The 20577-nt window shown below is 52.8% G+C and carries 21 protein-coding genes, 1 tRNA gene and 2 pseudogenes; 20 read left to right on the top strand and 4 right to left on the bottom strand.

The window, feature by feature from the left end:
• The first annotated feature begins 3 nt into the window (after window positions 1–3).
• From L2Y28_RS14755 to L2Y28_RS14675, 17 genes and pseudogenes are all read left to right on the top strand, one after another.
• Complete coding sequence (locus L2Y28_RS14755; protein ID WP_023296252.1) at window positions 4–1215, top strand: phage major capsid protein; 1212 nt, start codon at window positions 4–6, stop codon at window positions 1213–1215.
• A gap of 43 nt (window positions 1216–1258) precedes the next feature.
• Window positions 1259–1585 (top strand): head-tail connector protein, encoded by a 327-nt coding sequence (locus L2Y28_RS14750; RefSeq protein WP_058645259.1) that lies wholly within the window; start codon window positions 1259–1261, stop codon window positions 1583–1585.
• Between the two features lie 8 nt (window positions 1586–1593).
• Entirely contained in the window at window positions 1594–1932 is a 339-nt protein-coding gene (locus L2Y28_RS14745) for a phage head closure protein (protein ID WP_058645260.1), read from the top strand.
• A complete protein-coding gene (locus tag L2Y28_RS14740; protein WP_058645261.1) occupies window positions 1929–2378 on the top strand; it encodes an HK97-gp10 family putative phage morphogenesis protein in 450 nt (149 codons plus the stop codon). The genes L2Y28_RS14745 and L2Y28_RS14740 overlap by 4 nt, the downstream gene beginning before the upstream one ends.
• Entirely contained in the window at window positions 2375–2722 is a 348-nt protein-coding gene (locus tag L2Y28_RS14735) for a DUF3168 domain-containing protein (RefSeq protein ID WP_058645262.1), read from the top strand. The genes L2Y28_RS14740 and L2Y28_RS14735 overlap by 4 nt, the downstream gene beginning before the upstream one ends.
• Window positions 2723–2781: 59 nt before the next feature.
• Window positions 2782–3201 (top strand): annotated as a pseudogene (locus tag L2Y28_RS14730) (phage tail tube protein); the annotation flags it as partial.
• A gap of 32 nt (window positions 3202–3233) precedes the next feature.
• Window positions 3234–3617, top strand: coding sequence for a phage tail assembly chaperone (locus L2Y28_RS14725; RefSeq protein ID WP_001549114.1), 384 nt, complete (start codon window positions 3234–3236; stop codon window positions 3615–3617).
• Window positions 3618–3625: 8 nt separating this feature from the next.
• Window positions 3626–3904, top strand: coding sequence for a DUF4035 domain-containing protein (locus L2Y28_RS14720; RefSeq protein WP_058645263.1), 279 nt, complete (start codon window positions 3626–3628; stop codon window positions 3902–3904).
• A 55-nt stretch (window positions 3905–3959) separates the two neighbouring features.
• A complete protein-coding gene (locus L2Y28_RS14715; RefSeq protein WP_032634878.1) occupies window positions 3960–4295 on the top strand; it encodes a zinc ribbon domain-containing protein in 336 nt (111 codons plus the stop codon).
• Between the two features lie 46 nt (window positions 4296–4341).
• Window positions 4342–7833, top strand: a complete 3492-nt coding sequence (locus tag L2Y28_RS14710) for a phage tail tape measure protein (RefSeq protein ID WP_058645264.1) — start codon at window positions 4342–4344, stop codon at window positions 7831–7833.
• A 2-nt stretch (window positions 7834–7835) separates the two neighbouring features.
• On the top strand, window positions 7836–8174 hold the full coding sequence (locus L2Y28_RS14705; RefSeq protein ID WP_022648745.1) for a phage tail protein: 339 nt from the start codon (window positions 7836–7838) through the stop codon (window positions 8172–8174).
• The gene (locus tag L2Y28_RS14700) at window positions 8171–8929 is read left to right on the top strand and encodes a phage minor tail protein L (RefSeq protein ID WP_006809150.1); all 759 of its coding nucleotides are present in this window, start codon (window positions 8171–8173) and stop codon (window positions 8927–8929) included. Before L2Y28_RS14705 ends, L2Y28_RS14700 begins: the two co-directional genes overlap by 4 nt.
• A 2-nt stretch (window positions 8930–8931) precedes the next feature.
• On the top strand, window positions 8932–9642 hold the full coding sequence (locus L2Y28_RS14695) for a C40 family peptidase (protein ID WP_022648744.1): 711 nt from the start codon (window positions 8932–8934) through the stop codon (window positions 9640–9642).
• Window positions 9642–10229, top strand: a complete 588-nt coding sequence (locus tag L2Y28_RS14690) for a tail assembly protein (RefSeq protein WP_001549121.1) — start codon at window positions 9642–9644, stop codon at window positions 10227–10229. The genes L2Y28_RS14695 and L2Y28_RS14690 overlap by 1 nt, the downstream gene beginning before the upstream one ends.
• Window positions 10230–10282: 53 nt before the next feature.
• Window positions 10283–13873: a host specificity protein J gene (locus L2Y28_RS14685; protein ID WP_236919556.1), complete on the top strand. Its 3591-nt coding sequence runs from the start codon at window positions 10283–10285 to the stop codon at window positions 13871–13873.
• Window positions 13873–14820, top strand: a complete 948-nt coding sequence (locus L2Y28_RS14680; protein ID WP_234097483.1) for a DUF6453 family protein — start codon at window positions 13873–13875, stop codon at window positions 14818–14820. Before L2Y28_RS14685 ends, L2Y28_RS14680 begins: the two co-directional genes overlap by 1 nt.
• Window positions 14821–14876: 56 nt before the next feature.
• Window positions 14877–16160 carry a phage tail protein gene (locus L2Y28_RS14675; protein ID WP_236919555.1) on the top strand — a complete coding sequence of 428 codons (1284 nt, stop codon included), beginning with the start codon at window positions 14877–14879 and terminating at the stop codon, window positions 16158–16160.
• Between the two features lie 93 nt (window positions 16161–16253).
• Here the strand turns inward: L2Y28_RS14675 and L2Y28_RS14670 are convergent.
• Window positions 16254–16519 (bottom strand): annotated as a pseudogene (locus L2Y28_RS14670) (DinI family protein).
• An 86-nt stretch (window positions 16520–16605) separates the two neighbouring features.
• On the opposite strand from L2Y28_RS14670, the gene L2Y28_RS14665 reads away from it, so the two are divergent.
• On the top strand, window positions 16606–16845 hold the full coding sequence (locus L2Y28_RS14665) for a hypothetical protein (protein ID WP_058645268.1): 240 nt from the start codon (window positions 16606–16608) through the stop codon (window positions 16843–16845).
• Window positions 16845–17165, top strand: coding sequence for a hypothetical protein (locus L2Y28_RS14660; RefSeq protein ID WP_058645269.1), 321 nt, complete (start codon window positions 16845–16847; stop codon window positions 17163–17165). Before L2Y28_RS14665 ends, L2Y28_RS14660 begins: the two co-directional genes overlap by 1 nt.
• 94 nt (window positions 17166–17259) lie before the next feature.
• On the opposite strand, the gene L2Y28_RS14655 is transcribed toward L2Y28_RS14660, so the two are convergent.
• The 3 genes from L2Y28_RS14655 to L2Y28_RS14645 form a co-directional block, all read right to left on the bottom strand.
• Window positions 17260–17336, bottom strand: a tRNA-Pro gene (locus L2Y28_RS14655).
• A 73-nt stretch (window positions 17337–17409) separates the two neighbouring features.
• Window positions 17410–19170 (bottom strand): LPS biosynthesis-modulating metalloenzyme YejM, encoded by a 1761-nt coding sequence (gene yejM, locus L2Y28_RS14650; RefSeq protein ID WP_022648735.1) that lies wholly within the window; start codon window positions 19168–19170, stop codon window positions 17410–17412.
• 19 nt (window positions 19171–19189) lie between these two features.
• Window positions 19190–19417, bottom strand: coding sequence for a YejL family protein (locus tag L2Y28_RS14645; RefSeq protein WP_001135586.1), 228 nt, complete (start codon window positions 19415–19417; stop codon window positions 19190–19192).
• Between the two features lie 134 nt (window positions 19418–19551).
• Here L2Y28_RS14645 and yejK point away from each other — a divergent pair, with 134 nt between their 5' ends.
• A complete protein-coding gene (gene yejK / locus L2Y28_RS14640) occupies window positions 19552–20559 on the top strand; it encodes a nucleoid-associated protein YejK (protein WP_022648734.1) in 1008 nt (335 codons plus the stop codon).
• Window positions 20560–20577: the final 18 nt, after the last annotated feature.

The following is a 20577-nucleotide window of genomic DNA, read 5'->3' as shown; positions in this document are numbered from 1 at the left end:
TTTATGTCTGAAGTAAACGAAATTCTGAAAAAAGTCACTGCCAGCATTGAAGATGCAACCAGCAAATTCAACGCGAAAGCAGAAGAGGCACTGACCGAAGCGAAAAAGAATGGTCAGCTCTCAGCTCAGACCAAAGATGTTGTAGATAAAATGGCGACAGAGCTCAATGCTCTTAAGGAAGCTGAAAAAACCCTTAAGGCCAGCCTTGGTGAGCTGGAACAGCATGTTGCCCAAATGCCATTGAACAACGCTGCTAAAGTTACCGAAACTGTTGGACAGGTGGTGATTAATAGCGAGGCGTTGAAGGCCTTTGCCGCGAGCGTTGAAGGCAATAAGCGCGTAAGCGTCCCAGTTCACGCGGCCTTGCTTTCTACAGATGTTGCAGATGGCGTGGTTGAACCACAGCGACTGCCTGGCATCGACACTGCACCAAAACAGCGTCTCTTCATTCGTGATCTGATTGCGCCTGGCCGCACATCTTCACCGGCTATTTTCTGGGTGCAGCAAACGGGCTTTACCAATGCAGCGAAAGTCGTTGCAGAGGGGACTGCCAAACCTTACAGCGATATTGAATTCGCAACTAAAATCACGCCGGTGACAACCATCGCGCACATGTTTAAGGCATCCAAGCAGATCCTTGACGATTTCGCTCAACTCCAGTCTACGGTTGACGCTGAGATGCGTTACGGCCTGAAATATGTTGAGGAACAGGAAATCTTGTTCGGCGACGGTACTGGTGTGCACCTGCACGGCATCGTTCCTCAGGCCTCAGCATTCGACCCGGCATTTTCTGTTGAGAGCCAGAACGGGATTGATGATCTGCGCCTGGCAATGCTTCAGGCTCAACTGGCTCGTTTCCCTGCATCTGGCCACGTTCTGCACTTCATCGACTGGGCGAAAATTGAGCTCACGAAAGACAGTCTGGGCCGCTATATCCTGGCTAACCCGGCATCTCTGACTGGCCCTACGCTTTGGGGGCTTCCGGTGGTAGCTACTGAGGCAGCAGCTTTCCAGGGCAAATTCCTGACAGGCGCATTCAATGCCGCAGCTCAACTGTTCGATCGTGAAGATGCCAACGTGGTTATCTCCACCGAAAACGCCGACGACTTCGAGAAAAACATGATCTCCATTCGCTGCGAAGAACGTCTGGCGCTGGCCGTGAAACGTCCTGAGGCGTTCGTTTACGGTTCATTCAGCACCGGCGCGGGTAGCTGATAACTATTGCGGCCTTCGGGCCGCTTTTTTTCGGGGCAAATAAATGCTTGATCAGAATGTGGTGAAACAGCATTGCCGCATTGATACCGACTTTACGGGTGATGATGCTCTGCTGGAGATTTACACAGGTGCGGCGGCCCGGTACGTCCAGACATGGACACGGCGAACGCTCTATGAAAAGGAAAGCAGCCCTGGCTACGCTGACGACCCGGACCCGATACTGCTCAATGATGATGTCAAGGCAGCCATGCTACTGCTTATCGGTCACTGGTATGCAAACCGGGAATCCGTGGTCATCGGACAAACCGTTGCAGAGGTCCCGCTTGCAGTTGAAGCCCTGCTTCAGCCATACCGAATTTACGGAGTGTAGGAGGGGTTATGCAGGCCGGAAGACTGAGAGATAGGGTGGTAATTCAGAACATCACAACATCGCGTGATCCTTCTGGTCAGCCTGTTGAAACGTGGCATGACGGTGCAGAAGCCTGGGCAGAAGTTAAGGGCATCAGTGGGCGTGAGTTGGTAGCCGCTGGTGCTGAAACCGCAGTCGCAACCATCAGGGTATGGACACGATTTCGTAGCGATATAACTGCTGCGTCCAGACTCAGGGTTATGACTGGCCCGCTCAAGGGGGCCATTTTAAATATCATTGGTCCGCCGATACCTGATTCTCGCGGCATTCAGCTCGAAATTCTTTGTAAGCAGGGGATCGAAAAATGATAGACACGAGCCTCGATTTTTCCGGGTTAAATGACATCGCAAAGGATCTGGAAGCGCTTAGCCGCGCGGAAAACAACAAGGTTCTGCGTGATGCCACGCGCGCCGGGGCAGAAGTTCTAAAGGAAGAAGTGATCGCACGCGCTCCTGAGAGAACCGGAAAACTGAAAAAAAACGTTGTGGTGGTTACCCAAAAAAGCCGCCGCCGCGGGGAGATTTCTTCCGGCGTCCATATTCGTGGTGTTAACCCGCGCACCGGGAACAGCGATAACACGATGAAGGCGAGTAACCCGAGAAACGCCTTTTACTGGCGATTCGTTGAGCTGGGCACCGCGAACATGCCTGCACATCCGTTTGTGCGACCCGCTTACGATACTCGCGAGGAAGAGGCCGCCAGCGTCGCCATTGCCAGGATGAATCAGGCTATTGATGAGGTATTGAGCAAGTGAATGAAGATAATATCTACGCCTTGCTTTCTTCCCTGGCAGAAGGACGGGTATACCCCTATGTTGCGCCATTAGGTAGTGACGGGAAACCGTCTGTCTCTCCACCCTGGATTATCTTTTCCATCGTCGATGATGTTTCCGCTGACGTACTGTGTGGCCAGGCAGAGAGCAGGGTTTCCGTTCAGGTCGATGTGTATTCCACTTCGATCGCTGAATCACGATCCATGAGAGATTTGGTGCTCGCTTCGCTTGAGCCGTTAACCCCTACAGAGGTGGTAAAAATCCCCGGGTACGAGCCAGATTATCGGCTCTACCGTGCCACCCTGGATTTTAAAGTTACCCCCTGACAATTAATTCACCCAACGAACCCGCCTGATGGCGGGTTTTCTTTTTCCAGGAGACAGCTATGTCTGCACTTTATGAAAAATCGCAGCTGACGAAGATCCTTATTTCCTCCCTGCCAGCCACCAAAGAAACGATGGATTCCGCAACCTTCCTCGATCTGAGTTGCACCATCAAAGAAATTCAGTTCACCGGTGGTCAGAAGCAGGATATCGACGTAACAACACTTTGCTCTACCGAGCAGGAGAACATCAACGGCCTGCCTTCTCCGTCAGAAATCTCTCTGTCCGGCAACTTCTACAAGAATCCGGCGCAGGACGCCTTGCGTGAGGCGTATGACAACGATACGACCTACGCTTTCCAGGTTATCTTCCCGTCCGGCAAGGGCTTTAAGTTCCTGGCTGAAATCCGCCAGCACACCTGGTCTTCCGGTACCAACGGCGTAGTGGCGGCAACGTTCTCCCTGCGCCTGAAAGGTAAGCCTGAAAACATCGAGTCTGGCTCCTGAGAGGTCTCATGAAGAATATTAAAAATCTCGCCCTGGCTAAGATGTCGGGATTTCGTCATAAGACGGTCGCCGTTCCTGAGTGGGAAGGCGTCAAAGTGGTTCTCCGTGAGCCGTCAGGTGAAGCCTGGCTGCGCTGGCAGGAAGTGGTGAAAGCGGGTGCTGATGATGAAAATGTGTCGGTATCGGAAAAGGCACACCGTAATCTTTGCGCTGACGTGGTGCTCTTCATTGACGTCCTGTGCGACACCGATAAGCAACCGGTATTCAGCGTAGACGAAGAAGAGCAGGTGCGTGAAATCTACGGCCCCGTCCATTCACGCCTGCTCAAACAGGCTCTTGACCTGATCAACAATGCGGACGAAGCGCGGGAAAAGTCTCAACCCCCGGCGTAAAGTTTCTGATGTCGCTTGCGCTCCGGATGGGGCGCACGCTCTCAGAGCTTCGGCAGAATATGACGGCAAGCGAGCTTCTGATGTGGATTGAGTTCGACAGGCAAAGTCCGGTTGGCGATATCCGTGGCGACATTCAGGCCGCCCAGCTCGTCTCTGCCATCTACGGCTCGCAGGGGGAAAAAGTACCGCTGGACGATGCGATCCTGCGCTGGGGTGGTGATGAGCAATCAGCACCGAAGGACCCGTTTGCTGGGCTTGAGGCTGCACTTACAGCAGCAACTCAGTGACTTTTTACCCAGAAAACATTAGGATTTTAGCCACTAATAATTCTGGGAATAGAAAATGGAAATTTTACTTGTTTCAATTGTAATAGGCTTAATTCCAGCCTTAATAGCTCAAAGCAAAGGCCGCTCTTTCTTTGCTTGGTGGGTTTATGGTGCATTGCTGTTTATTATTGCCTTTGTACACTCGTTGGTAATTAAGAAAGATGTGGCAGCTGAAGAAAAAGACTTAATTGAAAATGAGGGTATGAAAAAGTGTCCGTTCTGTGCGGAAATAATCAAAAACGCAGCCATTAAATGTAAACATTGTGGCAGTGATTTGATGGCCGAATCACCTCCGGCTAAAACAGATGAAGAATACCTTGAAGAGGCCAGGCAAAAGGTCTGGAAACAATAAAAATAAAACCGCTTCGGCGGTTTTTTTACGTCTGGAGTTTGGATAAATGGCAACCTTACGCGAATTAATAATCAAAATTTCCGCCAATTCTCAATCTTTCCAGACGGAAATTTCCCGCGCCTCACGAATGGGGCAGGATTATTACCGCACCATGCAAAATGGTGGTCGGCAGGCCGCTGCTGCTGCCAGAGAGAGCGAAAGGGCGCTATCTGATTTGACTGCCGGATTTGCATCAGCAGGAAGAGCTGCTGCCGCTGCTACGGCAGCTTTTGCGACTGGTAAGATCGTTCAGATTGCTGACGAGTGGAACTCCGTAAACGCGCGACTCAAGCAGGCATCATCTTCTGCTGATGATTTTGCCGCTTCTCAGCGTCAATTAATGGAAATCAGCCAAAGAACCGGCACGGCATTTTCAGATAACGCAAACCTTTTTTCCCGCGCAGCAGCCTCAATGCGCGAGTACGGTTATAGCTCTGACGAAGTTCTGAAAATTACCGAAGCTGTCTCTACCGGCCTTAAACTTTCTGGGGCTAACACTCAGGAGGCGAGTTCTGTTATCACTCAGTTCAGCCAGGCGCTCGCACAAGGCGTTCTTCGCGGTGAAGAATTTAATGCCGTTAACGAAGCCGGTGATCGGGTAATCCGCGCTCTGGCTGCGGGAATGGGTGTAGCCCGTAAAGACCTCAAGAGCATGGCTGACCAGGGACAGCTTACGATCGATAAGGTTGTCCCAGCTTTAATGAGCCAGTTAGGAGCATTGCAGGGCGAATTTGCCAGCATGCCACAAACGGTTTCTGGATCCCTTCAAAAAGTAACTAACTCATTCATGGCCTGGGTGGGCGGTGTAAACCAGGCAACCGGTGCTACTGATGCGTTGTCTGGCGGATTGGATAATGTTGCCCAGACGCTTGATTCTTTTACTTCATCAGCAGTGAGCGGCGCGCTGAATGACGTTGCTGACAATATGTCAACAATTACAACAGTCGCTGGGGCGCTTGTTGGTGTTGGGTTGGCAAGATACCTCAGCGGAGTTGTAACCAGCGCCAGTAGCGCAACAGGTGCGCTAATTTCAGCTGCGAAATCAGAGGTTGCCCTTGCTGTCGCGCAGGATAAAGCGGCTCAGTCTGCTGTTGCAGCTTCAAGGGCAGAAGTTTATCGAGCCCAGCAAGCTGTTCAAAGATCGCGAAGTGCAGATGTTCAGGCCGCTCAGCAAGAAAAAATTGCGGCAGCGGAAGCCAAAGTCACAGCAGCTCAAGCCAGGCTGACCACTGCTCTTGCAAGTGGCTCCGCCACAGAAAAAGTCAGGGCCAGAACTGCGCTTGAGCGTGCGCAGGCAGGGCTGGTGGCTGCAAAAAATGCCGACGCTCAGGCTATTGCTGAAAGACGACTGGCTTCTGCGGAGGCAGCCAGAGACAGGAATCTGGCAAATCGCGTCTCCACCCAGCGAAATCTCAACAATGTAACATCAGTTGGTACTCGCCTGATGAGTGGTGCACTTGGTCTCATCGGCGGAATACCAGGTTTGGTCATGTTGGGTGCTGGTGCATGGTATGCGATGTATCAAAATCAGGAGCAGGCGCGTCGTTCTGCGCAGGAATACGCCACCACGATTGATGAAGTCAGTAAAAAGTCGAAGGCAATGTCTTTGCCTGAAGCTTCAGACAATGCTGAGAAAACTCGCGCAGCATTGAATGAGCAGAACAGGCTGATAGATGAACAAAAGAGCAAGATAGAAAATCTGAAAGAGCAGATAGCTGGTTATCAGTCAGTGATCAGTAATCCCGGTCCAACGACCAGCGGTGGTTTCATGATTAACCACCTGACATCTTTGGATACCGTGACCCGTGGACTGGCTACAGCCACTGAACAGTTATCTGTTGAGCAGGAAAGACTTGCCCAGATGCAGGAGAAATCTGCCTCTATCCAACAGGTTCTTGAAGGTCTTGAGCATCGGCGTGTGACGCTAATTCGGGAGGAGGCGGCGAATCAGAACCGGGCTTATCAATCACTTCTGTTGATGAATGGGCAGCACGATGAACTTAATCGATTACTCGGCCTGGGTAACCAACTCCTTATGGCGCGTCAGGGGCTGGCTAACGTCCCGCTCAGACTTCCTCAGGCCGACCTCGACAAAAAGCAAACCGATGCCCTCGAAAAGAGCCGCCGGGATCTGAAGTTGTCACGCCTGAAGGGTGAGGCCAAAGAGCGCCTGCGTCTGAGTTATGCAGCCGATGACCTGGGGTTAACCAGTGATCCGCAATTCCAGACAGGCCGTCAGGAGTTGATTAATAACGGTCTTGCTGAATGGCGGAATAATGAGGCCAACAAACCTAAGGCGAAGGGCGGTAAAACCGAAGGCGAGAAAACCGAGGATGTATATAAGCGCCTTATCAAGCAGCAAAAAGAGCAGATTGCCCTGCAAGGTCAGAATACTGAACTGGCGAAGGTTAAATATCAGGTCAGCCAGGGCGAACTTGCTTCTCTGACGGAAGCCCAGAAAAAGACGGTATTGCAGAATGCTGCGCTGATTGACCAGGTTAAATTACGTGAGCAACTGCGAAATTACGAAGCCAACCTTGCTGACAGTAACGCCAGCGCCCGCGCAGCCAATGAAGCGCAACTGCTGGGCTACGGGCAGGGCTCCAGGTTCCGTGAAAGACTTCAGGAGCAGTTCAATCTGCGTAAGGAGTTTGAGCAGAAGAATACCGATCTTCTCCGCCAGCGTCAGGCTGGTGAAATCGACGAGACGTTCTATCAGCAGGGGCTGGCACTTAATAAGCGCTACCTCGAAGAGCGCCTGCGCGACCAGGAGGGATATTACGTCGCTTCTGATGCGCAGCGTGACGACTGGATGACGGGCTTGTCTGAGGGGTATGCGAACTGGGTGGACGAAGCTACTGATTATTCTTCCATGGCTGCTGACGGCATGAAGCAGGCCATGGGTGGCGCGGTCACCACGATCACCGACATGCTCAATGGCAACGTTGACAGCTGGAAGGACTGGGGCGTGAGCGTACTGAAGATTATCCAGAACGTTCTGGTCAACATGGCTGTTGCTAATGGCGTCAGCTCAATTGGATCACTGTTCAGTTTTGGCGCCTCGTCAGCCGCAACCGCCAGCAGCGGTACCGCTATTCAGAATGCCGGCGCGAACTTTACCTTTAATGCGAAGGGTAATGTTTACGACTCTCCGTCCCTGAGCGCTTACAGCAATGGCGTTTTTCAGACACCTCAGCTGTTTGCTTTTGCTAAAGGCGCAGGGATTTTCGGCGAGGCAGGTCCTGAAGCAATCATGCCCCTCACGCGGGCACCTAATGGTGATCTTGCCGTTCGCGCAGTGGGGATGCCGCAGGTCTCTGGCGGTGTGCCTTCAGTTAACTTCGGCGATATCAATATTCAGGGCGGATCTCCACAGGCGTCCAGTCAGGGTACTGCCGGAGCAGCAGGCAGGCAGCTTAAGGATGCCATCACTGGTGTCATTAACGAACAGGCCAGCATGCCGGGCTCGCCTCTGTGGCGATTAATCAAGGGAGTTTAACCATGGCAGTCGAAACCTTCAGCTGGTGCCCAAAGGTTGCCTCTCAGGTTGATACAAGTTTTCGTACCCGAAAGGCGCAGTTTGGTGATGGCTATACACAGGTGGCCGGGGACGGCATCAACCCGGTAACACCTCAGTGGAGCGTGAGCTTTACCGGCGACGAGGCTTACATTCAGGCCATTAAAAACTTTCTCAACAGACATGCAGGGTGGAAGTCATTTATCTGGAAGCCGCCGCTTGAGCCCTCAGGCTTATGGCGCGCGGAATCCTTCCAGATATCTACCCACGGCAACAAGAAATACACCCTCAGCAGCACATTCATACAGGCATACCATCCATGAGCATTTCATCTGATGTCCAGAAACTGGAACCGGGTAAGCGCGTCCGCCTGATCGAGGTGGACGGCTCAGCGTTCGGTGCGGGTATTCTTCGCTTTCACAACGAGACAATCCCGCATACCGAGGCGGAAATCATCGCCGCAGGCGGCGACGAGTCAAAACTTGAGCCGAAGTCGGTGTGGTGGCAGGGGCAGGAGTATGGCGCGTGGCCGTATGAACTGACCGGCATATCTGTAAGCAGTGACGGCCAGAGTTCACGGCCGTCTCTCACCGTGGCAAACATCAGTGGCACGATTGGCGCGCTGTGCCGAAGGTTTCAGGGGATGGCTAAGGCAAAGGTGATCATCCATGACACTTTCGCCCACTACCTGGACGCAAGAAATTTTCCTGACGGGAACCCAACTGCGAATCCCAACGAGGAGCGCAAACAGGTTTATTACATCGACCGTAAATCAGGATCAGACGATGAAACCGTAGAGTTTGAGCTTTCCAGTCCAGCCGATTTGCGCGGGCAACTCATTCCGACCCGGCAAATTCAGCCAATGTGCACGTGGTGCATGCGGGGCTGGTACAAAACGGGGAACGGCTGCACCTACGCCGGGCAAAACGGCTGGTTCGATAAAGACGGCAACCGGGTGGACGATCCTTCACAGGATGTTTGCTCCGGACTGCTGTCAACAGGCTGTAAACCTCGCTTCGGAGAGAATGAACAGCTGGATTATGGCGGGTTTCCTGGGGCTTCACTTCTGAGAGGATAATTATGCGCGACAAAACAGTTAGCGCCATTCTGGCACATGCCGCCGCATCCTTCCCTGAAGAGTGCTGTGGCGTGGTTATCCAGAAGGGGCGGGTGGAGAAGTACATCCCCTGCAAAAATAATGCTGAGTCGCCGACTGAGCAATTCGAACTCAATCCTGAGGATTATGCGGCCGCCGAAGAGCAGGGCACTGTGGTGGCGATCGTCCACAGTCACCCCGGCGACGGTGCAACAACCCAACCGAGCGAGCTCGACATGCTGATGTGTGATGCCACGGAACTGCCGTGGATTATTGCATCGTGGCCGGAGGGCGACATTCGCACCGTCATGCCTCGCGGAGACCGTCCCCTCACAGGGCGCCAGTTTGTACTCGGGTATGCAGACTGCTGGTCTCTCATCATGGACTATTTCCGCATCGAGCACGGCATTGAACTGCCCAACTACAGCGTAGATCGCCACTGGTGGGAGCAGGGCGAAAACCTCTACATGGACAACTGGTATGAGTGTGGATTCAGGGAGTTCGACGGGCCTTCCCAGCCAGGTGACATGGTGATCATGCAGGTACAGTCCGCAGTCCCAAACCACGCGGGTATTTTGCTTGAGGGTAATGTGCTCCTTCACCACATGTATGGCCAGCTAAGTCAGCGCATTCCATACGGTGGCTATTATCGTGACCGTACCATCAAAATTCTGCGCTATAAGGATTTGATGTAATGGAAAGAAAAACCGTCATTAAACTCAGTGGTTCAATGGCTCAGCGATTTGGCAGGACCCACCGCCGCGCGTTAACGTCTGCCAGTGAGGTATTCAGGGCGCTATCTAACACAATTGATGGATTTGATGCCTACCTGCGTGAGACCAGAGCGAAGGGGCTGGACTTTGTCATCTTCCGAAACCAAATAAACATAGGAAAGGAAGAGTTTGATCTTCTTGGACCTGGCGATGAACTTCGCATTATCCCTGTAATACGCGGCAGTAAAAGGGCTGGCCTCTTTCAAATTGTTACTGCCGCCGCAATTGCGGCTTTTACCTGGTGGAACCCAATAGGATGGGCAGCAGGTACACAAATGGCGCTATATGCCGCAGCTGGTTCTATGGCTGTGGGTGGTGTAGTGCAAATGCTTTCCCCTCAGGTTGCTGGTCTGAGGATGCGACAGGACCCAGATAATAAGCCTTCCTATGCGTTTGGCGGACCCGTCAATACTACGGCATCCGGTAACCCCGTTCCTTTGCTTTACGGACAGAGGGAAATAGGCGGTGCGATTATCTCAGCCGGGATTTATGCAGAAGATCAGCAATAAACCAAACTACCCATTTCAAGCCACCTGACGGTGGCTTCTTTTATGGACGCGATATGACGACGACGATCATCAAAGGCCGCGGTAAAGGTGGCAGCAATCAGACCCGAACACCCGTTGAAGCACCGGACAGCATTCAGTCCATTGCAAGGGCAAAGGTGCTGATTGCGCTTGGAGAGGGTGAGTTCGCTGGCGGGCTTGATGGTAAAAACATTTTTCTTGGTGACTCATCTTCGTACACGCCTCTTCAGAACGCCGACGGAAGTTATAACTTCAATAATGTGAAATATGAGTTCCGTTCCGGTACTCAGGACCAGGACTACATTCAGGGCTTCCCCGGCATTGAAAACGAACTTCAGGTTTCATACGAGCTGAAACAGGCTGTGCCGTACGTGCGCGCGGTATCCAACACGCAGCTCTCTGCGCTGCGAATTCGCCTGGGATGGCCAACTCTTTTACTCCAGAAAAACAACGGTGATAAAGTCGGCACCCGCGTCGAGTATGCTATCGATCTGTCGGTCGATGGCGGGCCGTATGAAACGGTGGTTAACGGTGCTGTTGATGACAAAACCACGTCGCTTTATGAGCGCAGTCACCGCGTTAACCTTCCAAAATCCTCGACTGGCTGGCAGTTACGGGTTCGCAGAATCACGCCGGATTCCACGAGCGTGAATATCGTGGACACCATGCGCGTTGTAGCTGTAACTGAAATTATTGACGCCAAACTTCGCTACGTTAACACAGCGCTGCTGTATGTAGAGTTTGACGCAAAGCAGTTCCCTAATGGCATTCCTCAGGTTGTGTGCAATCCGAAGGGGAGAATCATCCGTGTACCTGATACCTACGATCCTGAAACCCGCACTTACTCTGGTACATGGGAAGGTGTGTTTAAATGGGCATGGACGGATAACCCCGCCTGGATTTATTACGACATCATTCTGAACGAGCGTTTCGGGCTGGGGCAAAGAATCGATGCGACTCAGATAGACAAGTGGGAACTTTATCGCATCGCCCAGTATTGCGATCAGCTGGTACCAGACGGCAAGGGCGGCAGCGGGACGGAGCCTCGTTTTCGTTGCAACGTTTATATCCAGGACCGTAATGACGCCTGGACCGTACTTCGTGATCTGGCGGGTATATTTCGCGGCATGACGTACTGGGGCGACAATAAGATGTATGTCCTGGCTGATATGCCACGGGATGTGTGGCACATCTATAACCACGCCAGCGTTGTTGAAGGAAAATTTACCTTTGCGGATCCGAGTGAAACCACCCGAAACACTGCCGCGCTGGTGAACTGGTCAGACCCTGCAAACCACTATAAAGACACGCCTGAGCCTGTTTACGATAACGATCTGGCCATGCGCTTCGATTATCGTCAGCTCGAAATGACTGCGATCGGCTGCACCAGGCAGTCAGAGGCAAACCGGCGGGGGCGCTGGGCGCTGCTCACTAACGGTATCGGCGAGGTGGTGACCTTCAGCACGGGCATGGACGTTCCACCTGTCGGGGAGGTGATCGGCGTGGCTGCTAACGAGCTGGCCGGAAGAACTATCGGCGGCAGGGTGAGTGCGGTTAACGGCCGCAACATAACCCTCGATCGCGCCGCTGATGTGAAGGCCGGGAACCGGCTGTTTTTGAATCTTCCATCAGGCACAGCTCAGGCCAGAACCGTCCAGGCCGTTAACGGAAACACAGTCACTGTCACCACACCCTACAGCGAAACGCCGGAGGCTGAATGTAACTGGGGTGTGGACTCTGACGATCTGTTTATAGCGCTTTTCCGTGTTACGGGAACGCGGGACAACAACGACGGCACTTTCGAAGTCACCGGGACGACTTACAACCCTGACATCTATTCCGCCGTTGATACCGGCGCAAGACTGGACGAGCGGCCAGTCAGTGTCATTCCACCTGGGGTTCAGGCTCCACCAGGAAATATTGTCGTAGACAGTTACTCTACGGTTAACCAGAACATTGCGATTACCACTATGCGCGTTGCCTGGGATTCTGTTCAGGGTGCAGTTGCTTACGAGGCGGAATGGCGGCGTGACAGCGGCAACTGGGTAAGCGTGCCCCGAATGTCTTCTCTCGGTTTTGAAGTGCAGGGTATCTACTCGGGTCGCTATCTGGTCCGCGTCAGGGCGGTGAACGCCAGCGACGTTTCATCGGTGTGGGCGACATCATCAGAAGTGAATCTTACGGGTAAAGTGGGTAATCCGCCGAAACCTGTCGGCTTCATCGCTTCTGATAATGTGGTTTTCGGTATCGAGCTGAGCTGGGGATTCCCGGCGAACACCGACGACACGCTGAAGACGGAAATTCAGTACAGCCTGACAGGGACGGAAGACGATGCGATGCTGCTGGCAGACGTACCTTATCCGCAGCGCAAATATCAGCAGATGGGCCTTAAGGCTGGGCAGATTTTCTGGTACCGCGCGCAGCTGGTGGACCGCAGCGGCAACGAATCAGGGTACACAGAATGGGTGCGCGGGCAGGCCAGCATCGATGTATCCGATATCACCGATGCGATCCTGGAGGATATGAAAGGCTCCGATACGTTCAAAGACCTGATCGAGAACGCGGTAGACAGCAATGAAAAAATTGCTGGCATGGCTGACGACATCAAACAGGCCAACGACGAACTGGCGCAACAGGCGCAGGAAATCGCCAAAAACGCCCAGGATATCGGGAAGGTTCAGACCAGCGTTACAAACCTGTCGAGCACGGTCGGAGATGTGTCTTCTTCTCTGAGCGAGCTTGAGCAGACAGTGGCGACGGCCGATACCGCACTGGGTCAGCGTATCGATAATATCAGCGTGTCTGTGGACGGCATGACGGGGGGAGTGAAGAACTCCGCTATCGCGATTATTCAGGGCAACCTGGCGCAGGTGGCCGCGCGCAAAACGCTGTCTGCATCCGTCGCCGGTAACAGCGCGCAGCTGGACCGCATTGATGAGGTGATCGTCAACGAGAAGGAGGCAACGGCGCGTTCGCTGCTGAGTTTGCAGACTGACGTGAACGGAAACAAGGCATCCATCAACAGCCTGAACCAGACGTTCTCCGATTACCAGCAGGCCACGGCCACGCAGATAAACGGCATCACGGCGACCATCAACGGGCATACGTCAGCCATTACCACTAACGCTCAGGCCATCGCGAACGTAAACGGCCAGCTCAGCGCGATGTATAGCATCAAGGTCGGGTTATCCAGTAATGGTCAGTATTACGCTGCTGGGATGGGGATTGGCGTTGAGAATACGCCATCCGGCATGCAGTCGCAGGTTATCTTCCTGGCCGACCGCTTTGCGGTGACTCACCAGGCCGGTGCTGAGGTTACGCTGCCGTTCGTTATTCAGAACGGGCAAACCATAATCCGGGACACGGTCATTGGTGACGGGACAATTGGCAACCTCAAAATCGGCAGCTACATCCAGTCGACAACCTGGGACGGAACCGGAAACGTTGGCTGGCACATCAACAAATCGGGTTATGCCGTTTTCAATAATGTGACGGTTCGTGGCGGGGTTTACGCCCAAAACGGGCAGTTTGGATTTACCAACTCAACAGGAGGAGTCACGATCGATAACAACGGTGTCACTGTCAATTTGTCGAACGGTGGGCGTATTGTTCTAGGAGAATTTTGATGGCCAGGGGGCTTTATATCGATTTGAATGACGGGCGTCCGGCAATGACCATCACTGCCGGAATGAAGTGTCCGTCGTATGGTGGGGAGGCTGTGGAGGCATGGGGCCAGCAGACCATGACTGTTCAGGGCTATGTTGCCGGAGCGACCCCTTTTTTCATTCCATCAAACTCGGTTGTGAATGTGACTCGCTCGCCGAATCTGATAACAACGATTATGGTTCTCGATGGGATAACCAATAACGGCAACGGAACCCTGACTCAGAGAGTCTGGTCATCAGATGGCTGGGGGAAAGATAAAACATTTCCCGGCACAGTCTGGCAGATTTTACCCGCGGGGCAGAGTGGAAACCGTGGTTTGCTCATTGAGGATTCGACAGACTTTATTGCGATCACTGATGTCAGCCGTGTTGCCTCCTGTGTTTTCAGTGGAACGGTCAATGTAAATGGTACTTACGCACTTCCGGCCAAAGGGCTCGTTTTTGCCCGCTGGAATGACAGTGCCGCTACGCTTGAATGTGATGGTAATAATATTTACTCCCGGCAGGATTACACGGGCTATGACGATATTGCCCGTTCTGTGAATGTCGATATTGCGATTTTTGCGGTTCAGGCTCCTGTGCCAGGGAGGGGATTAAATTTCATCAACGCCGCTGGTCAGTGCACTTTCTCTACCACCCGCCGTCCATTTATATTCCGCAATCAGTTTTATTCACCGGGCAATAGCTGGGTCGATATTGGCAACAGCATGATTGCGCTTGGCTGCTATGGTTTCAACTCGTCTACAGCCAGTGGGTGGTGCAACATGCGCTCCAAGGGACTGGTGATGAGCGGTAACTCGGTAAAATGTGGAAATGGCCGTGTCCGTTCCCGTTGGACAGACAAGTATTCTGTGACCGGCGAGAGATATACCGGAATGAGTATTCCCGTCATCCCCGCAATGTACTGACAAAACCCCACTAACAAGCCCCGCCATGGCGGGGTTTTTTATTGCCTGGAGAAAATATGCTTTATAACACTGGCACCATCGCCATTAATGGAAACACCGCAACCGGCACGGGCACGAACTGGACGGCTCCGGCCAGCCAGGTTCGCGCTGGCCAGACGATTATCGTGATGTCGAGTCCGGTTCAAATTTTCCAGATCTCAAGCGTGGACAGCTCCACCTCGATGATGGTTACACCTGCCGCCGCTCCGGCACTGAGTGGACAGAAATATGGGATTTTGGTGTCGGACAATATCTCTGTTGACGGACTGGCACAGGCGATGTCGCAGCTTATCAAAGAGTATGACGAGAACATTGGCGCGTGGGAGACGTTCGCCACCACCTCAGCCAATCAGAGCATCACGGTAACCATCAACGGTACCTCCGTAACCATCCCTGGCATCGGTAAGCTGGCACAGAAAGGGAGCAACGGTGCGCTTGTTGTCGCAGATGGCGGAACCGGCGCAACGAATGCCGCAGACGCTCGCACAAACCTCGGTTTGGGAAGCTCTGCAACAAAAAACACAGGAACAACGAGCGACAATGTCATGCAGCCCGGCATGTTTGGGCTTGGTCGTCCGGATGGGGCATTAATATTCAACACAACTAGCCAGGATGATCTTCTTGTTGGATTGACAGGGTATGGGCTTACGGTTCTTCGAAATAATGCACAGATACCAGAGCCATGGAATATATGGAACTATTCACCGACAATATTTGCCCGGACAGGTGATACGTATAGCCTTTTTTCAATGCCTTTTCAGTCATCTGGCAAAGTTCGTATTTTTGGTGGTGCAGCAGCAACTGGATGGAATCACAGCAGGATATTATACGATGATAAAAACACAGTCGTGGATAGCAATGGCTTTATAAAGCAGGCATCCCCGGTCGTCAAAATCTTCACTGATGGTAAGTATGAAACTAACGACGAATCAGAAGGCGTCACGGTGACTCGTCTGGATGTCGGGCAATATCTTATTGAAGGCTGTAAAGCACTCAATTCAGACGCTGCCTGGGGCGGTATCGACGGAGGATTTGAAATCCCCACAGACAGGAATAAGCAACCGCTCATATGGCTGGATTATGAGGTTAGCGCGGATGGTTCTGTGCTGGTGAAAACCTACCACCGAACTCACCCTGATGCGCCAGCATTTGCCAGGAATGAGCGTGATGGATTGGCAGATGGTGAGCCGGTTGACATCCCGGCTCACCAGTTCGTCAGCGTTCGTGTAGAAATGCCAGTTGACAGCATCTGGAATCAGAAACAAACGGAAGAGGCTTTAAAGCAGGAACAGGGCTCGTAAAAAACCGCCGCCCATTTTGTGTAAGAATGAGCGGCGGCTGATTGCTCAGTGTTCATGCCCGAGCAAACGTCGGGAATATTACCCGAACAATATCTACAGGCCAACCTGGCGAACGGTCGGGAACTCAGAAACCAGCCACATATCGGACTCTTCAAACATCTCCTCCAGCAAGCGGTTCAGTTTTTCCCGATCGCTTTTGCTGGCATCGCTGTTCAGGCCGTTCGCCTGCATCGGCTTCACCTTCACTTCGGCATCAGGGAAAATCTGGTGCACCCGCTTCGTCAGCTCGGCCAGTATTATTTCTTTAGCCCCAGCAAGCCCACAACATTACGCTTGTCATATACCAGTTCAACAAACATTACTATCCCTCTTGGCTAACTTGATCTGTAATCACAAAAATACTACTGTATATGTATACAGTCAATAATCCAGTGAGGGTGCTCTTATGCCTCGTCAACCTGATATACGTGCAGCCTTTTTAGCGGCCATACAACAGAATCCAAAGGGATATCTTTGTTTGAACACTGACAAATTCATCACTGAATTGCGCGTTAGGAATTGGCATTTCAGTCAGGAAGATGCCAATACATGGATTGAGAGATACCAACCAGACTTTGCTGATAAGACGACGGATGGAAGCGATAACCGTTACTGGATCTTGCGTAATATGGGGAGGGTTTTCTGATGGGCTTTCCTTCACCGGCTATGGATTACCAGGAACAGCGGTTAACCATAGATCTGTTATGCGGAATTGACGGGAACAGCAGGGTAATAGAAACATCCTGTGGTTGGGCAGTGATTAACATTGCTCTGAGGCCAGAGCAGGGAGATACGCTACTGGTAAGAATGGATAACAGGAACGAGTTTGCAAAGCTCTACGGGTCGGCATTGATAACTGAAGATGGTGAAGCGATAGAAGGCGATGAGCTGAATGACGTTGAGGTTTTTGGCGTGCTAACACATAGTCTTAACCGGGTCGGTAACGATGATTGCCCTGCAATTTAAAGTAAGGTTCTACCATCATTTCACCATCGTTTCGCCATTACAATTTCCAGAAAATAAAAAACCAGCCGTAAGAGGCTGGTTTTCAATGTGTTTTTGGTCGGCACGAGAGGATTTGAACCTCCGACCCCCGACACCCCATGACGGTGCGCTACCAGGCTGCGCTACGTGCCGACGCATAAAAGGAATACTACTCGATTCCTTTTTGATTGCAAGGGGGAAGCAACGCTAACTGATTCATAAATAATCAGTTAGCGATAAAGCGCTTCTCGTCTGTCAGCACCTGCAACAGCAAGCTGAGCTGCGGTTTCTGGTCTTTCAGCTTCTCACCTTCGAGGCTGTACGTCTGGTAATTGCCGTTGCTGTTCAGCACAAGGGACAGCGTCGGCGTGGTCACCACCAGCGTGTTTTCGCCAGCAGCCGTGACCCAGTTATGACGCCGCGTGGCGCTAAAGAGGTCTTGTCCCTGCGAGTATTCAATTGCCGGCGTGCTAACGTGCAGCAGCCGCTGCATTAACGTGGTCATGACGTCTTTATGGTCGGTCAGCATGTTGATGCGTTGCGCGGGAGTGCCCGGCCAGTGGATCACCAGCGGGACATGCAGGTTCGGGCGCGACCAGTCCATGCCCTTCGCTTCGTCGCCGAGCGGCACGCCATGCCCCGCCGTGATAATGACGACCGTATTATCCAGCTTGCCCGCGTCGCGCAGGGCGGTCAGCACGCGAGCGATCTGCGCGTCAACATCACCCGCCGCACGGCTATAGCGGCGCGCGAAGCCTTTCTGATTGCTGTCATCAAGATTTGTGCCGTTAAACGCAACCCAGGAGAACCAGCGGTTATCTTCCTGTGCATAGCGCTTCAGCCAGTCTATCCACTGGTCAGCAGTCCGATCGTCAGACTGGCTCTGCGCGGCTGGCAGTGAGAAATCAGACAGCAGCGCCTGGCGGTACAGCGAGCTGTTGAAACCATCAGAGGCGAACAGCCCCAGCTGGTAGCCCTGCTGATTAAGCCCGGTAATCAATGCAGCCGGAATACGGGCCGACAGCACGCCGTCCATATAGCTCGGTGAAATACCGTAGAACAGACCGAAAATACCCGCGTCGGTCGAATTACCGGAACTCATATGCTGAGTGAATACGATGTTGTTCTCAGCGAATTCAGCCAGGGCAGGCATTTGCTTCTCATAGCGAGAATAGTTCAGGCCATCGACGGTAATCAGCAGCACGTTCTGACCGCGCCCCATGTCGCGATATTTCAGATCGCTTAGGGGATACTGCACGCTGACCGCTTCCGGATTACCCTGTTCGACCAAACGACGCTGATACTCCTGCGCGTCCAGCAGACCGTGTTTTTCAAGGAAACGACGTGCCGTCATCGGATAGGAGAGCGGCAGATTCGCGCGCTGCATGGTAATAGGGCGGTAGAAGTTCGCATCTGCCCAGATATACATCAGGTGCGAACCGATAAATGAGGCGAAAAAGAGCGCCGCGACGGGCTTCGCATAATGTCGGCGTCGGGTCAGGCTGCGGAGCTTTTGCCAGCTCCACGTCGCGAACAACATTTCGATCAGCAGGATAATCGGCACGCTGATAAACATCAACTGCCAGTCGCGGGCGGTCTCGTTCTGATCCGGGTTGATCACCAGCTCCCAGACGACAGGATTCAGGTGCAGGTGGAACCGGGTAAAAACTTCGCTGTCGATAAGCAACAGCGTCATGCCCGCCGTCGCAAGAATGGCGGACAGGAAGCGCATCAGCCGCTGCGACATGACGATAAACGTCAGTGGGAACAGGATCAGCAGATAGGTGGCGAAGACCAGAAAGCTAAAGTGACCAACAAGGCTCATCCACGAGTAGATACGCCCGGTTAACGTGGTTGGCCAGTCCGCCACAAACAGATAACGGCAGCCGAGCACCATCGCCAACAGAATGTTGAACAGGGCAAACCAGTGCCCCCAGCTGACCATCTGGGAGACTTTTTCACGGTAGCGCTGACGATTCGTCACCATAAACTGTTGTTCGTTTCCCTTAGTGTGCCTGGTCGTCGCTAACGGATGACTGCAAAGCCTGGGCGAAAGATTTGGCGATCGCCTGACGCTGAGCCGGAGCAACGCTGGTATTGATCAGGTTGGTAACCATATTTCCCAAAACCATCAGGGAGAGATCGGTTGGCGTTTTATGTTTTTCCAGTACGTTGACCAGCTCACTGAGCAGTTGTTCAACGTGTTCGTCACTGTAGCGGGAATGTTGTGGCATAAATCAAAATCAGTTTGTTGAGAGAAGGGCGACATATTACCGTAGCAACAGCTTTTTTTCCCCTTTTTTATCTTCTGTTGCACACATGCGTTGGTGGTGGTTGAATACCGCCCGGTCTAAAAGGAGAGTTTATCATGAGTCTGGAAATCAACCAGATTGCCTTGCACCAGCTTATCAAGCGTGATGAGCAAACCCTTGAAGTGGTGCTACGCGATTCGTTACTGGAACCAACGCCTACCGTTGTCGAGATGATGGCGGAGTTGCATCGCGTCTACAGCGCGAAAAATAGAGCCTATGGCTTGTTCAGCGAAGAGAGCGAGCTGGCGGATAGCCTGCGCCTGCAACGTCAGGGCGAAGAGGATTTCCTGGCATTCAGCCGCGCTGCAACCGGCCGTCTTCGTGACGAACTGGCGAAATATCCCTTCGCCGATGGCGGTATCGTCCTGTTCTGCCACTACCGCTATCTGGCGGTAGAGTATCTGCTGGTCACCGTGCTGAATAATTTAAGCAGCATGCGTGTGAACGAGCAGTTGGATATCAGCTCAACGCACTATCTGGATATCAACCATGCGGATATTGTGGCGCGTATTGATTTAACCGAATGGGAAACCAATCCGGAATCGACGCGCTACCTGACCTTCCTTAAAGGCCGCGTGGGCCGCAAAGTGGCCGATTTCTTTATGGACTTCCTCGGTGCCAGTGAAGGGCTGAACGCCAAAGCGCAGAACAAAGGTCTGCTCCAGGCGGTGGATGACTTTACCGCTGAGGCGCAGCTGGATAAATCTGAGCGTCAGACCGTGCGTCAGCAGGTTTACAGCTACTGTAACGAGCAGTTACAGGCCGGGGAAGAGATTGAGCTGGAGTCGCTGTCCAAAGAGCTGGCGGGCGTCAGCGAAGTCAGCTTCCAGGAATTTACCGCGGAAAAAGGCTATGAGCTGGAAGAGAGCTTCCCGGCGGATCGCAGTACGCTCCGTCAGCTGACGAAATTTGCCGGTAGCGGCGGTGGGTTAACCATTAATTTTGATGCCATGCTGCTCGGGGAACGTATCTTCTGGGATCCGGCGACCGACACGCTGACCATTAAAGGCACGCCGCCGAATCTGCGCGATCAGCTCCAGCGTCGCACCTCAGGCGGTAAGTAGCGGCCATAAAAAAACCCC

The organism is Enterobacter sp. JH25, from assembly GCF_021725435.1.
GTDB classification, from domain to species: Bacteria; Pseudomonadota; Gammaproteobacteria; order Enterobacterales; family Enterobacteriaceae; genus Enterobacter; species Enterobacter intestinihominis.
Note: the sequence above shows the minus strand (reverse complement) of the source record. Positions and strands in the feature narration are given on the sequence as shown.